Annotated in this window: 12 protein-coding genes; 6 read left to right on the top strand and 6 right to left on the bottom strand. The window is 72.3% G+C overall.

What is annotated here, in order from left to right; all coding sequences use genetic code 11:
* Positions 1 to 23: 23 nt before the first annotated feature.
* From J0695_RS26070 to J0695_RS26060, 3 genes are all read right to left on the bottom strand, one after another.
* Positions 24 to 1,520: a cellulose binding domain-containing protein gene (locus J0695_RS26070; protein WP_206965877.1), complete on the bottom strand. Its 1,497-nt coding sequence runs from the start codon at positions 1,518 to 1,520 to the stop codon at positions 24 to 26.
* A gap of 367 nt (positions 1,521 to 1,887) precedes the next feature.
* On the bottom strand, positions 1,888 to 3,282 hold the full coding sequence (locus J0695_RS26065; protein WP_206965875.1) for a HAMP domain-containing sensor histidine kinase: 1,395 nt from the start codon (positions 3,280 to 3,282) through the stop codon (positions 1,888 to 1,890).
* Positions 3,279 to 3,968 carry a response regulator transcription factor gene (locus J0695_RS26060; protein ID WP_206965873.1) on the bottom strand — a complete coding sequence of 230 codons (690 nt, stop codon included), beginning with the start codon at positions 3,966 to 3,968 and terminating at the stop codon, positions 3,279 to 3,281. Before J0695_RS26060 ends, J0695_RS26065 begins: the two co-directional genes overlap by 4 nt.
* Positions 3,969 to 4,047: 79 nt before the next feature.
* Here J0695_RS26060 and J0695_RS26055 point away from each other — a divergent pair, with 79 nt between their 5' ends.
* Complete coding sequence (locus tag J0695_RS26055; protein WP_372445826.1) at positions 4,048 to 4,614, top strand: hypothetical protein; 567 nt, start codon at positions 4,048 to 4,050, stop codon at positions 4,612 to 4,614.
* A 15-nt stretch (positions 4,615 to 4,629) separates the two neighbouring features.
* On the opposite strand, the gene J0695_RS26050 is transcribed toward J0695_RS26055, so the two are convergent.
* Complete coding sequence (locus tag J0695_RS26050; protein ID WP_206965868.1) at positions 4,630 to 5,493, bottom strand: spermidine synthase; 864 nt, start codon at positions 5,491 to 5,493, stop codon at positions 4,630 to 4,632.
* 115 nt (positions 5,494 to 5,608) lie between these two features.
* Positions 5,609 to 6,037 carry a hypothetical protein gene (locus tag J0695_RS26045; RefSeq protein WP_206965867.1) on the bottom strand — a complete coding sequence of 143 codons (429 nt, stop codon included), beginning with the start codon at positions 6,035 to 6,037 and terminating at the stop codon, positions 5,609 to 5,611.
* A 217-nt stretch (positions 6,038 to 6,254) separates the two neighbouring features.
* On the opposite strand from J0695_RS26045, the gene J0695_RS26040 reads away from it, so the two are divergent.
* Positions 6,255 to 7,622: an NsdA family TPR-like regulatory protein gene (locus J0695_RS26040; RefSeq protein WP_206965866.1), complete on the top strand. Its 1,368-nt coding sequence runs from the start codon at positions 6,255 to 6,257 to the stop codon at positions 7,620 to 7,622.
* Between the two features lie 20 nt (positions 7,623 to 7,642).
* On the opposite strand, the gene J0695_RS26035 is transcribed toward J0695_RS26040, so the two are convergent.
* On the bottom strand, positions 7,643 to 8,242 hold the full coding sequence (locus tag J0695_RS26035) for a histidine phosphatase family protein (protein WP_206965865.1): 600 nt from the start codon (positions 8,240 to 8,242) through the stop codon (positions 7,643 to 7,645).
* A gap of 199 nt (positions 8,243 to 8,441) precedes the next feature.
* On the opposite strand from J0695_RS26035, the gene J0695_RS26030 reads away from it, so the two are divergent.
* The 4 genes from J0695_RS26030 to J0695_RS26015 all read left to right on the top strand — a co-directional run.
* Positions 8,442 to 9,353, top strand: coding sequence for a phosphatase PAP2 family protein (locus J0695_RS26030; RefSeq protein ID WP_242553193.1), 912 nt, complete (start codon positions 8,442 to 8,444; stop codon positions 9,351 to 9,353).
* Complete coding sequence (locus tag J0695_RS26025) at positions 9,250 to 10,422, top strand: hypothetical protein (RefSeq protein ID WP_206965861.1); 1,173 nt, start codon at positions 9,250 to 9,252, stop codon at positions 10,420 to 10,422. The genes J0695_RS26030 and J0695_RS26025 overlap by 104 nt, the downstream gene beginning before the upstream one ends.
* Positions 10,423 to 10,591: 169 nt before the next feature.
* The gene (locus J0695_RS26020; protein ID WP_206965860.1) at positions 10,592 to 12,190 is read left to right on the top strand and encodes a hypothetical protein; all 1,599 of its coding nucleotides are present in this window, start codon (positions 10,592 to 10,594) and stop codon (positions 12,188 to 12,190) included.
* On the top strand, positions 12,187 to 13,499 hold a 1,313-nt coding region (locus J0695_RS26015), incomplete at its 3' end, for an AAA family ATPase (RefSeq protein WP_307798758.1). The genes J0695_RS26020 and J0695_RS26015, both read left to right, overlap by 4 nt.

Raw genomic sequence — 13,499 nt, 5'->3', positions numbered from 1 at the left:
CGCAGGGGGTGGGGCAGAAGGGGTTACTTCGTGTACGCGCCGAGCGCCTTGGTGAAGGCCAGCGGGTCCTGGACGATCGAGGAGCAGGTCGGGTCGGCGTAGTTCTTCGCGCCGCCCTCACATGCCTGGTCCCGGGCGCCCGACCACATCGCGAGCCGGCCCAGGCCCTTGGTCTTCGCCCATGCGGCGAGCTGTGTCGCGTCGTCGACCTTGAAGATCTCCGCGGCGACGTCGTTGACGCCGATCATCGGGGTGACGGCGACGGCGTTCCAGGCGGCCGCGTCGGACAGGCCGAGCACGCCCTTGATCTGGGCCTGGGTGGCGGTCGCTGCCTGCTCGGCGTACGTACCCATGTCACCGCTGTACGAGCCGCCGTAGTCCATCGCCATGATGTTGACGGCGTCGACGGAGACCCCGTTGGTCTTGGCGTTGGCGACCAGGTTCACGCCGTCCTGGGTCAGGCCCTCGGGCATGACGGGCAGCGTGTACGAGACGTCCAGGCCGGAGTGCGCCTTCTGGAGCTGCGCGATGGCCTGCGCGCGGCGGGTGTTGGCCGCCGTGTCGGAGAGCGTGCCGCCCTCGATGTCGAAGTCGACCTTGGTGAGCTTGAACTGGTCGATGACCTTGCCGTACGCGGCTGCCAGGTCCGAGGCGGAGGAGCAGGCGGAGGCCAGCTCGGTGCCCGAGGCGCCGCCGAAGGAGACCCGGACGTCGCCGCCCTTGGCGCGCAGCGCCTCGATCTGCGAGGCGACCTTGTCGTCGCCGAGCGCGCTGACGCCGCCCCACATCGGGGTGCAGCCGCCGCCCGAGGTGATGAAGGCCAGGTTGAACTCCTTCACCCCGGTCTTGGTGGCCGTGTTCACCAGGTCGTACGTCGGGTAGAGCGAGGTGTCGATGTACGGGGCGAAGCCCGCCGAGGCGGAGGTCCCGGTGCCGGTGCCGGTTCCCGTGGTCGCCGTCTCCGAGGGGGCGGCCGTCGGCGTCGCACTCGCCGTGGCGGTCGGCTTCGAGGACGCGGTGGCCGTGGGGGTGGGCTTCGCGGTCTCGGTCGGGCGGCCGGTGGGGGCCGGCGTACCGCCGGTGTCGACCGAGCACTTGGCGCCGTCGATGAGACACGCGGTCGGGTCGGCCGCCGTACCGCTCGCCGAGGTCACGAAGCCGACCGTGAGGGACTTGCCGGCCGCGATCCCGGCCTTGTCCCAGCCGGCCGCGGTGACCTTGACGTGCTGGCCGCTGACGGTGGACTCGGCGTTCCAGAGGGAGCTGAGCTTGGTGCCGGCCGGCAGGTCGAACTCCAGCGTCCAGTCCGTCAGCGCCTTGTCGGTGTCATTGGTGATGACGTACTGGCCGGTGTAACCACCGTTCCAGTCACTGGTCTTGGTGTACACGGCACCGACGGAGGCGGCCTGCGCCGTACCCGTCAGCGCGAACGCGGCGCCGCCGGCCACGGCCGCGGCAACGACAGCACCTATGACCTTGGTCTTGCCGTTCACTCTGCGCCGGTGCGTGGTCGTGCTCATCGCGTGCCTGCCTCTGCATTACGGAAGTGGGGGAAATGGGGGGGTGGGTGCGGCAGCACGCTAGCCGCTCCGAAACGGACAAATGATCCGTTTGGTGCGGTCGTTGCACTTCTTAGGGCGGGCTTAAGGAAGCCAAAGGGAGCGATTAAGACCGTCCGGCAAATGGGGGGTGGGAGAAGGAGCGGGTCTGGGTGCGTGCAGCTGCAAGGCGGAGGATTGAGTCATGGCGAATGGGGCCTCCCCTGCTCGAACGGAGTTGAGAGCTTGGGGAACATGGCGATTGACGACAACGCCGCAGATGTGCGTGCCCAGACCCGCGACGCCGCCCCCCATATGCCGGACGGTCTTAAGGTCTGTACCACAGTGGTCAGACCCCGACACCCCTGCGTGACGACCCGCGCCTCTTCCCCCGCACCCGGTGCCCCCGTCCGCCGCCCGCCGCGCGCCCTCCGTCGAGCGCGATCCAGATGCGGACCTCGGTCCCGCCGAGCACCGAGCGGCCGATGCGTACGTCGCCGCCGGTGGACTCCGCGACCCGGCGGACGATGTCCAGGCCGAGGCCCGTCGAACCGGCCTGCCGCCCGCTGTTGCCGCGCGTCAGGGCCGCGGCCGGGTCGGAGATCCCGCCGCCCGCGTCCGAGACGAGCACGATCACCGCGTCGTCTCCGTTGTGGACGTCCACGGAGAAGGCCGTGCCCTCGCCGGTGTGCCGGAAGACATTGCCGAGCAACGCATCGAGGGCGGCGGCCAGTTCGGCGCGGGCGACCGGGATGCGTACCGGACGGTCCACGCCCGCGAGCCGCACCTCGCGCCCCTCGTCCTCCGCGAGCGCCGACCAGAAGTCCATCCGCGCGCGGATCACCTCCGAGGCGTCGCAGCCCGCACCCGAACCGGCGGGCTGGGTCTGCGGTTTGGCCTCGCGTGCGGTGCGGATGATCGTGTCGACCTCACGCTCCAGCTGCTCGACGGCCGCCCGGGTCTGCTCGGCGGCGGGCCCCTCGCCCAGGGACGCGGCGTTGAGGCGCAGGACGGTGAGGGGTGTACGCAGCCGGTGCGAGAGATCTGCCGCCAACTCCCGCTCATTGGCGAGGAGTTGTACGACCTGATCGGCCATGGAGTTGAAGGCGACGGCGGCCGAACGCAGTTCGGTGGGGCCCTCCTCCGGGACGCGCGCCCCGAGCTTCCCCTCACCCAGGTCCTGGGCCGCGCCCGCGAGCCGCTGGGCCGGCTGCACCATCCGTACGCCAAGACGGTCGGCGACCGCGACCGAGCCGACGACCAGCGCGAGCCCGACGCCCGCGAGGACCAGCCAGGAGGTGCCGACGCCGTTGGAGACCTCGCCCTCGGGCACGTACACCTCGATGACCGCGATCTTGCCGGTGGGCAGCGCGGTCGGCTGGAGCAGGGCGGACCCGCCCTTCACCGAGGCGATGACGGACTGCTTGCGCGCGGCCTCGATGTCCTTGGCCGTGGCCCGCCCGGTGCCGAGGTCGAACCCCTTGGAGCCCGGCTCGCCCGAGGCCGGGATGTGCAGCGCGATCCGGCCGTCGGCGCCCGCCGAGGTGATGGCGACGGCCTTGTCCAGGGCGAGCTGGTCGGTGGTGATGGAGAGCGTGGGGCCGAGCGCGGCCGCCTGGCGCTCGGCGTTGGAGAACGCCCGGTCGCTGGCCATCTCCTTGATGACGAGGGCGAGCGGCACGGCGAAGGCGATCACGACCATCGCCGTGACCGCCAGGCACACCTTGACCAGCGCCCACCTCATCGCGGTGGCTCCAGCTTCACTCCGACCCCGCGCAGGGTGTGCAGATAACGGGGCTTGGCGGCGGTCTCACCCAATTTCCGCCGCAACCAGGACAGATGGACGTCAATGGTCTGGTCGTCGCCGTACGACTGCTGCCACACCTCGGCGAGGAGCTCCTTGCGCGGTACGACGACGCCGGGGCGCCCCGCGAGAAACGTGAGCAGGTCGAACTCGCGCCGGGTCAGGTCGAGTCGCTCCCCGTCCAGCTGGGCCTGACGGCGCAGCGGATCGATGGAGAGCCCGCCCACCTGGATCACCCGGGACGGCGGCTCGGCGCCGGCCATCGCGCGCGAGCGGCGCAGCACTGCGGACATCCGGGCGGAGAGGTGCTCCACCGAGAAGGGCTTGGTCAGATAGTCGTCGGCGCCGTCGTTGAGCAGCCGGACGATCTCCGCCTCGTCGTCCCGCGCTGTGGCGATGATCACGGGTACATCGGTGATCCCGCGCAGCATCTTCAGCGCCTCGGACCCGTCCAGATCGGGCAGTCCGAGGTCGAGGATGACCACGTCGAAACGGATATGGGCCACCTCGCGCAGCGCCTCCAGGGCCGTGCCGACGCTCCGTACGGTGTGGGAGGCGTCGGTCAGGTGCCGGATGAGGGCTGAGCGTACGAACTGGTCGTCCTCGACCACGAGCACACTTGCCATGGGCGGCACCGTACGCCATCCGGGGGACCCCCGGGCATCCTCCAGCCTCGCAGGACAGCAGCGGTGCGCGTGGTGCAGGATGGGCCGGATGCGACGCGGACTCATACACAGCCTGGCCTGGACGCTCGCCACCGGTGCAGCGGTCACGCTGTCGTGGTGGGGGGTGCGGACGGTGATGTCGGGGACGGTGTACGACCCGCCGCGCGCACTGCCCGTCGGCGCGAACGCACTGGGCTCGTCGACGCAGCGCCCCGAGGGCGGGGCCCCGTCGCTGAACAAGGCGGAGTCCGGCGGGAGCGGCACCCCCAAAGCGTCGAAGTCCCCGGCCGCCCGGCCTTCGGGGGGCGCGAGCAACGGCCCGGGCGCATCGAAGCCGGCGAGCCGCTCCTCGTCCGCCGCGCCGCCCGCGTCCCGGTCGGCGTCCGGTGAGGTCAAGAGCTATCCGGTCAACGGCGGCCGGGTCGTGTACGACATCGGGGCGGCCTCGGCCGAACTGGTCTCGGCGACGCCCGCGTCCGGCTGGAAGTTCCAGGTCTGGAAGACGGCCACCTGGATCCGGGTGACCTTCACCAAGGACGCCCAGTCGACCTCGGTGTTCTGCACCTGGAACGACCACGCACCGACGGTGGAGATCACCAGCCCCTGACGCCCTTCTTCTCGGTCAGCGGAAGACGCCGGGCGGCGGCGCGGGCGACGGGGCCGCGCTCGCGTCCGTGACAGCGGCCGCGCCACCGGTGAAGTCGGCGAGCGCGCGGCCGTGTTCGACCCTTCCGGGGTGCGGATCACCCGCGATACGGCGGGTCAGTTCGGCGACCGGCAGCGGCAGGGCCGAGGCGACCAGGACGGCGTTGCCGAAGCGGCGTCCGCGCAGCACGGTCGGGTCGGCGGCCAGGGCCAGTTCGGGGAAGACCGCGGCGGCGGTGGCGATCTGCCCGCGCAGATGCGTGAGCGGCGGACCGTCGGCGAGATTGGCCGCGTACCACCCGGCGGGCTTCAGGACCCGTCGTACGTCGGCGAGGAACTCGGCGGAGGTCAGATGCGCCGGCGTGCGGGCGCCGCTGAACACATCGGCGATGATCAGATCGGCCCAGCCGTCCGGGATCTTGGCAAGGCCCGCACGGGCATCGCCGGACCGGACGCGGATCCGGGCACCGGGGTCCAACGGGAGCTCCTTGCGCACCAGTTGGACCAGGGGTGCGTCGATCTCGACGACCTGCTGGGTGGAGCGCGGACGGGTCGCGGCGACGTACCGGGCGAGAGTGAAGGCGCCGCCGCCGAGGTGGAGGACCTGGAGGGGCTGCGGCAGGGGCGCGACGAGGTCGGCGACATGACCGAGGCGGCGCTGGTACTCGAAGTCGAGGTGGCGCGGATCGTCCAGGTCGACGTGGGACTGCGGGGCACCGTCCAGGAGGAGGGTCCAGGCACGGGGACGGTCCCGATCGGGTATGAGCTCGGCAAGCCCACCGTCAACAGGCTCGACGACGGATTCGGGAGCCGCCCGCCCCACACGCTTATTCTTGGCCACACCACCAGTATGGGCAGATCAAGCCCGTCAAGGGGGTCCCCCCTGCTCCATAAGAGCTTGGGGGAGATTGAGGACAGAGCGGCCGAAGGTCGCTTGCCCCCACGACCACCCGCAGCTACCGGCACCCGTCCGCAGCCTCGATCAACCGCGCCGCCTCACCCAGCGCAGCCCTCAGCACCGTCGGATCCGTGACCGGCGCATCCTCCGCGGGCGGCAGCAACCACGCCCCGCCCCTCACCGGCGGCTCCGCGGGAATCCGCAGCCCCCGCCCGTTCGTCTCCGTACACGCACTGCCCGGCATGTCCCAGCCGGCCGCCGTCCCCGGCGGGACCAGGAAGCCGAGGGTGTCGCAGGCTCCGTCGTGCAGTACGGGTCCCACCTCGGCCGGCGCGGCCGCGCGGCGCAGGATGTCCACGGCCTCCAGCCCCTGCCTGGCCGGCACCGTCACCAGGTCGCAGCCGTCCGGTGTCGGTGGCGCGCTCGCCTCCTGGTGGAGCCTGTGCTGAGCAGTCGTGGCCTGCGTCACTGAACCGCTGATCTCCATACCGGCCTCCAACAAGGCAACCCCTCCACGTCCGTGGCGGTCTCCGCAAGGTTCAACGCGCCAAGACGTCAAGGGCTACGGCACCACGCCGCCGTAAAGGATGGCAGTTCATGGCAGATCATGGGTGAGATATCCCGTTTGTAGGCATACACGGTGTGAGTGGCCGGACACAGCCGGTACGTTCCCGGCAGCACCATCCGCCGGAGAGGGCTCAGCCATGGCGACGTCACGGGCAGCACGGCCAGTACACAACTCCGCTTTCAGACGGCTGAGGGGAGCACGCTCTCCCGGCGAGTTCGCCGCGGTCGTCCGCAGGGCCGCGCGGGAGATCGGCGAGCAGGTGGCGTGCGACGCCCGCTACATCGGGCGGGTGGAGGCCGGCGAGATCCGCTGCCCCAACTACGCCTACGAGCGGGTGTTCCTGCACATGTTTCCCGGTTTGACCCTCACCGATCTGGGGTTCTCGGACAGGGAGACAGTGCGCGGACGAGGGTCGCGCGACGCGGACGACGCGCCCCTGCCGCACCCCACGAGCCGCAGACCCCCGAACCACGCAGTCCAGCACCACCCGGTGCAGAACCACGAGGAGAGCGACGTGCTGCGTCGCGCATTCATGACGAGCGGTACCGCCGCGATGGCAGCCGTCTCACTGGGGCTCGGCCCCGCCGCGCCCGACGCCACGCACCACCGCGTCGGCGAGACCGAGGTGCGTGCGGTCGAGGCGGCCGTACGGCAGATCCGGCTGCTCGACGACCGGTACGGCGCCGACGGGCTCTACCGGCGCGCCGAGCAGCCCCTGCGCACGGCATACGCACTGCTCGACGCGGGGTCCGCCCGCCGGCAGGCGGCCGACCGGCTGCACGCGGGGGCGGGCGAACTGGCCATCTCCGTCGGCTGGCTGGCGCACGACTCGGGACGCTTCGACGATGCGCGCTCGCACTACGCGGAAGCCCTCGCCACCGCCCGGGTCTCCGGCGACCCGGCCCTGGAGGCGCACGCCTTCTGCAACATGGCCTTCCTCGCACGGGACACCGGACGCCCGCGCGAGGCGGTCCGGGCCGCGCAGGCGGGGCAGCGGGCGGCAAAGCATCTGTCGTCGCCGCGGCTGCTCTCGCTGCTGAACCTGCGGGAGGCGGGCGGCTGGGCCGGACTCGGCGACCGTACGGGCTGTACGGAGGCGATCGGCGGCGCCAAGTCCCTCTTCGCGCACGGCCCTTCGGACGCCGACCCGGAGTGGATGAGCTTCTTCGTCGAGGCGGAGCTGGAGATGCTGGAGGCGCAGTGCTGGTCGTCGCTGGGCGACTGGACCCGGGCGGCCCGCCATGCGTACCGCGCCGCATCGCTCCAGGACCCGCACTTCGCACGCAACCTCGCCCTCTACCGGGCGGAGCTGGCGGACGACCTGGCCAGGGCGGGCGCCCCCGACCGGGCGGCCGCCGCCGGCCACCAGGTGCTCGATCTGCTCGACGGGGACCAGGTCAGGTCGGAGCGGATCCGGACGATGCTGGCGGGGACGGCGCGGACGCTGCTCCCGTACCGCAGAGCGGCGGGTGTCTCGGACTTCCTGGAGCGCCACGCGGCGTAGCGGCGGGGAAACTCTTGCGGCTAGTACTGCTCCAGGTGCCCGGTGTCGTTCCAGCGCTCGACCGCCGGGGCGCCGTACGCCCACCCGAGCACCGACAGCGAGGTCGGGGCCAGCCGGACGCGGGCGCCGAACTCCAGGTCGTACCCGAGCCAGCGCGCACCGAGCGCCCGCAGGATGTGGCCGTGCGCGAAGACCAGCACATCGCGGCCGCCGGAGCGGATCCGCTCGATCACCTCGTCGGCGCGGGCGGTGACGTCGGCGACCGACTCGCCCTCGGGGACCCCGTCGCGCCAGATGAACCAGCCCGGCCTGACCGCCTGGATCTCGGCCGGGGTCATGCCCTCGTACGCCCCGTAGTGCCACTCCATGAGCGCGTCCCACGTCGTGGCGCGCTCCCCGAACCCGGCCAGTGCGCAGGTCTCACTGGCGCGGACGAGCGGGCTGGTGAGCACATCGGTGTCCGGTAGTCCGTCCCACGGCTCCCGGTGCAGCCGCTCGCCGAGGAGCTTCGCGCCCCGGCGGCCCTCCTCCAGGAGGGGGATGTCCGTCCTGCCGGTGTGCCTGCCCGAGAGCGACCACTCGGTCTGCCCGTGCCGGGCCAGCAGCATGCGCGGTGCCACGACGGCTCCACTCCCTACTCTTCGCTCTGCATACCTGTTGTTCTTGTTCCATCATCCCGTACGTGGCACGGGAGCAACCTCGGCGCCCGTATCGGCGTCAGAGAGGTCGACAGGGCGGCAGCCGCTCCCGTTCACCCAAGCCGTACATTTGAACGTCGGGCGTCTGCCCTCGTTTGCACACACGATGGAGACCGTTCGGATGCCGTACAGCGAGCCCCGTACCCGGCCCCGCTGGTGGACCGAAATACTGCTGATAGCCGTGGTCTACTCCGCCTACTCGGCCGGCCGCCTGCTGGGCAGGGGCGATGCGGACGACGCGATCGAGCACGGCCTGGAAATACTCAGGGCCGAGAAGTTCCTCCATCTCAATCTCGAACACCCGCTGAACCGGTTCCTCACGCACACCCCGGCCGTGGGCATACCCGCCGATTTCATCTACGCCTCGCTGCACTACCTGGTCACCCCGGCCGTCCTGGTCTGGCTCTTCCGCCGCCGCCCCGTCCAGTACCGCCTGGCCCGCACCTGGCTCATGGCCTCCACGCTGCTCGGCCTGATCGGCTTCACCCTGCTGCCGACCTGTCCGCCGCGGCTGCTCGCCGCGGGCGAGGGGTTCGTCGACACGATGGCCCAGTTCAGTTCGTACGGCTGGTGGGGCAGCGAGGCGAGCGCGCCGCGCGGCATGGGCGGCATGACGAACCAGTTCGCCGCGATGCCGAGCCTGCACGTCGGCTGGGCGCTGTGGTGCGGGGTGATGCTCTGGCGTTACGGACGGAAGCCGCTGGCCCGCGTCGTCGCGGTGCTCTACCCCCTGACCATCACCTTCGTGGTGATGGGCACGGCCAACCACTACTTCTTCGACGCGCTGGCCGGAGCGGCCGTGATGGGCGTCGGCTACCTCCTCGCGAAGCCCGCGCTGCGCCTCACGGACCGTCTGCGAACACGCTTCTCGTCCACCACAACTGCCGCTCCGTCCCCGATTGTCAGTGCCGGATGCAAGACTTCCGCGGGTGAGCGCATCCCCGGCCAGCGGACCTCCTCCGCAGATCCAGCCGTCTCCCCAGATTCAGCCGCCACCGCCGCCGACGACGGCACTTCGACAGCGGCTCGCTGAGCTGCGCGGCCCCGCGGTCGCGCCCCAGCCGCTGGACGCCCGCGCCCTGGCCGCGCTCGCGGCCAACCCCGGATGCAGACGCCGGGCGCTGCTCGACGGCGCCGGGGTCGACAAGGCCGTGCTGGCGCAGGCGCTCGGCTCGCCCGCCGCCTTCGGCCAGTCCCAGTTCGCCTTCATGCGGGGCAACGCCTTCGAGGCGAAGGTCAAGGCGGACGGCGGCGCGGAGCTGATGCGCCTGCTGTACGGACGGATGGGCGACCCGGACCGGCCGGAACCGGTGGACGTCCGCACCCCCGACCTCTCGGCGGCAGGACCGGAGGGCCGCGCCGCCCGCACGGCACTGGCGCTGCGCGAGGCGACGGAGTCCGGCGGCTGGACGCTCATGGACCATCCGATGCTCGCCCTGGAGGTCGCCGGATCGCCCGCCTTTCTGGAGCCCGACGCGGTGGTGGTGGCCCCCGACGGCCGCTGGACGGTGGTCGAGATCAAGTCCTTCCCGATGATCGACGCCTCGGCGGACGCGGCGAAGGTGGGGGCGGCGGCGCGCCAGTCCGCGGTGTACGTACTGGCGCTGGAGCGGGTGGCCGCGCGTACAGCGGGAGCGTCGGTCCATGACCGGGTCCTGCTGGTCTGCCCGAAGGACTTCTCCAACCTCCCGACGGCGTCGGTCGTCGACGTACGCAAGCAGCTGTCGGTGACCCGGCGCCAGTTGACCCGGCTGACCCGGATCGAGGACATCGCGGATGCGCTGCCCGAGGGGACGACGTTCGACCCGGAACTGCCGAGGGAGGACCTGACGGCGGCGGTGGCACAGGTCGAGGCGGCGTACGCCCCGGAGTGCCTGGCAGCGTGCGAGCTGGCATTCCACTGCAGGGACCGCTCGCGCGCGGCGGGGGCGGTGGAGGCGCTGGGCAGGAGTGTCCGGGGGGAGCTGGGCGGGCTGCGGACGGTGGACGCGGTGCTGGCCGCTGCGCGGGGCGAGGCGGGCGACCCCGCGGACCCCACGGTGTCCGCCCTGCGCAGGGCGGCGGCGCTGCGGTCGGAGGCGCTCGGTGGTGCCGCATGCTGACCCCGCCCTGGGGGCGCTGCCCCCGGACCCCCGGTCCTCAATCGCCGGACGGGCTTGTTTTTGCCCGGCATCAGCTTTCTTGTGCGCGCGCAAACAAGCCCAGGTGGGCATTTCCAGCCCGTCCGGCGATTGAGGACAAGTGGCCGCAGGCCGCGGAGGAGGCCACGGCGTGTCGCTGATCAGTACGCTCGCCCGGCTGGAAGCCGTCGAGACCGGCCGGGCGCAGCCCAGTGCCACGGTCCGCCACCGGCACCTCTCCGACCACCCCCTCGTCCTCGTCCCCCTCACCACCGCAGGTGAGGCCGGCGCCCCCCTCGGCGCCCTCGTCGGCACGGACCGCGACCACCCCCGCCTGCTCACCGTCACCCAGCCCCGCGACCGGGACCTCCGCTTCGCGTTCCTGGCCCAGCTCGCCGAGTGCGTACTCCCGTACATCGAGACCTACGCCGACACCGTCGAGACCGCCGAGCGCAACGAGCTCGACCCGGAGACCGGCAAAAAGGCCAAGGTCGAGGTCGAACTCTGTGCGGACGCGCCCCAGTTGATCGTCCCCAGCCGGGCCGGCATCGACTTCGTCCGCCTCCTCGGCCGCTCCATGCGCTTCCGCCGCACCGCCGAGGAGGACCCCGAGACCCCGTACCCGGCACCCCCGCGCGTCCCCCTGCTCGGCCGCTGGCTGACGCATTACGGCGAGCGGGCCCGCGTCCCCGGCTCCTCGCTCCTCCTCGCCACCACCGATCTCCTCAACCGCCACTGGGCGACGGGCCAGTCCACCCTCGAGGACCAGCACCTGGGCGCCCTGCTCGCCTGGATCGACCCGCCGGACGGGGAGCGGGGAGCCGGGGCCGCGCTCCGGGCCGAGGTCGACCGCGACCCCAAGGGCCAGCTCAGCTGCCCGCCCGCGGGCCCCGCCACCGACCCCGCCTTCGACAACAAGCTCCTGGCCCCCGCCATCGAGCGCCACGACCGGGCCCGCCAGGCGCTGGCCACCGCCGAGGACGGCCTCGCCGCCGACGCCCACCTCGCCGAACTCGCCGCCGCCGAGCGGCAGATCCGTACCGTCCTCGAAGCCGTGATGCGCCCCACCTGGGACGCCGTCTGGCGCGGCATCGATCAGCTCCGCACCCTCCCCGAGGGCACCCGCGCCATGGACCGCTGGACCCGCGACCGCTGGTCCTTCACCGGCCACCGCGACCGGGTGCGCGCGGGCGAGCCCCCGCAGCCGCGCCGCGACGACGCCGTCACGGCCGCCCGGAAGCTGGCGTCGCGGGAGACCGCGCAGGCCCAGCTCGAAGCGCAGGAGGCCCTCGACGACCCGCTCGTCATGGCGGGCCGCCGCCTCGCGGGCGAGGCCTTCGCGGGCGAGGTCGTCGACGTCACCATGGCCTGGAGCGAGTCCAAGCGCCCCTCGCCCCGCCCCCTGATCGCCTTCCGCACTGATGACGCCCCGCATCTCGCCGAGCGCGCCAAGGTCCACCGCTCCCTCGAAGGCAAGCCGCAGAGCGCCGAGTTCGTACGGTACGAGGACGACGGCACCCTCGTGCTGCGGCTGGTCAACGGCATGGGCCGGTCCAAGGACCCCGCGCCGGGAACGGTCCCCGAGAAGGGCGACCGGATCTGCTGGACGCTCTTCGAGCACTCCTCGCGCGGCGGCCCCGAGCTGCCGGCCCAGGAGGACACCCCGTGGACCCACGGCGGCCCGCCTGGACCGGCCGCCGAGTCCACAGCCGAAGCCCCTGACCCCGTGACCTCGGAGGATGTCCTGTGACCTTCGACCCCGGCGCCGAAGCCGCCCGCGCCACGCAGGCGATCCTCGAATCGACGATGCACTCGTCGGCCCGTGGCGTGGTGGTCGACTCCCCGCCGGGCGCGGGAAAATCCACCCTCGTCGTCCGCGCGGCCCGCGAACTGGCCGCCGCTGGACGCCCGTTGATGGTGATCGCCCAGACGAACGCACAGGTCGACGACCTGGTCCTCCGTCTCGCCGGGAAGGACCCCGACCTCCCCGTGGGCCGGCTCCACAGCAGCGACCCCGACCCGTACGACAAGGCGCTCGACGACCTCCCGAACGTCCGCAAGTCCGCCAAGGCCGGCGAGCTCACCGGCCTGGACATCGTCATCTCCACGGCGGCGAAATGGGCGCACGTCAAGAACGTGGACCCCTGGCAGCACGCGATCGTCGACGAGGCCTACCAGATGCGCTCCGACGCGCTCCTCGCCGTGGCGGGCCTCTTCGAACGGGCGCTGTTCGTGGGCGACCCGGGCCAGCTCGACCCGTTCTCGGTGGTGGGGGCCGAGCAGTGGGCGGGCCTGAGTTACGACCCCTCGGCAAGCGCCGTCTCCACCCTCCTCGCCCACAACCCTGAGCTCCCCCAGCACCGCCTGCCGGTCTCCTGGCGGCTGCCGGCCTCCGCCGCGCCCCTGGTCTCCGGCGCGTTCTACCCGTACACGCCCTTCCGCAGCGGTACGGACCACGGCGACCGGCGCCTGTCCTTCGGCGTCCCTTCCGACGGCACGGCGCCCGACCGGGCACTCGACGAGGCGGCGGAGTCCGGCTGGGCCCTGCTGGAACTCCCGGCCCGCCACACCCCGCGCACCGACCCGGAGGCGGTCAGGGCGGTGGCGCAGACGGTCCGCCGCCTCCTGGACCGCGGCGGCGCGGCGCTCAGCGAGCAGTCCCCCGACCCGGTCCCGCTCACCGCCGACCGGATCGCGGTCGGCACGGCGCACCGCGACCAGGCGGCGGCGGTACGGGCGGCCCTCGCGGAGCTGGGGGTGACGGGCGTCGCGGTGGACACCGCCAACCGGCTCCAGGGCCGTGAGTTCGACGTCACGGTGGTCCTCCATCCGCTGTCGGGGCGGCCCGACGCGACGGCGTTCCACTTGGAGACGGGGCGTCTGTGCGTTCTGGCGTCGCGCCATCGGCACGCGTGCATCGTGGTCTGCCGTGCGGGAGTGGCTGACCTCCTGGACGAGCATCCTTCGACGGAGCCGGTGCATCTGGGCGTGACGCTCAAGTTCCCTGACGGCTGGGAGGCGAATCACGCGGTGCTCGCGCACCTGTCCGAGCACCGGGT

The sequence above is a fragment of the Streptomyces beijiangensis genome, from assembly GCF_017315755.1.
Classification (GTDB): domain Bacteria; phylum Actinomycetota; class Actinomycetes; order Streptomycetales; family Streptomycetaceae; genus Streptomyces; species Streptomyces beijiangensis.
This window is presented reverse-complemented; position numbering and strand designations above follow the sequence as displayed.

What these genes read in the sequence shown, in the direction of transcription:
- J0695_RS26040 (WP_206965866.1), top strand. Translation starts at nt 6,255, where the DNA reads ATGGCGACGTCACGGGCAGCACGGCCAGTACACAACTCCGCTTTCAGA.
- J0695_RS26070 (WP_206965877.1), bottom strand. Translation starts at nt 1,520, where the DNA reads ATGAGCACGACCACGCACCGGCGCAGAGTGAACGGCAAGACCAAGGTC.
- J0695_RS26060 (WP_206965873.1), bottom strand. Translation starts at nt 3,968, where the DNA reads ATGGCAAGTGTGCTCGTGGTCGAGGACGACCAGTTCGTACGCTCAGCC.
- J0695_RS26045 (WP_206965867.1), bottom strand. Translation starts at nt 6,037, where the DNA reads ATGGAGATCAGCGGTTCAGTGACGCAGGCCACGACTGCTCAGCACAGG.
- J0695_RS26030 (WP_242553193.1), top strand. Translation starts at nt 8,442, where the DNA reads ATGCCGTACAGCGAGCCCCGTACCCGGCCCCGCTGGTGGACCGAAATA.
- J0695_RS26065 (WP_206965875.1), bottom strand. Translation starts at nt 3,282, where the DNA reads ATGAGGTGGGCGCTGGTCAAGGTGTGCCTGGCGGTCACGGCGATGGTC.
- J0695_RS26055 (WP_372445826.1), top strand. Translation starts at nt 4,048, where the DNA reads ATGGGCCGGATGCGACGCGGACTCATACACAGCCTGGCCTGGACGCTC.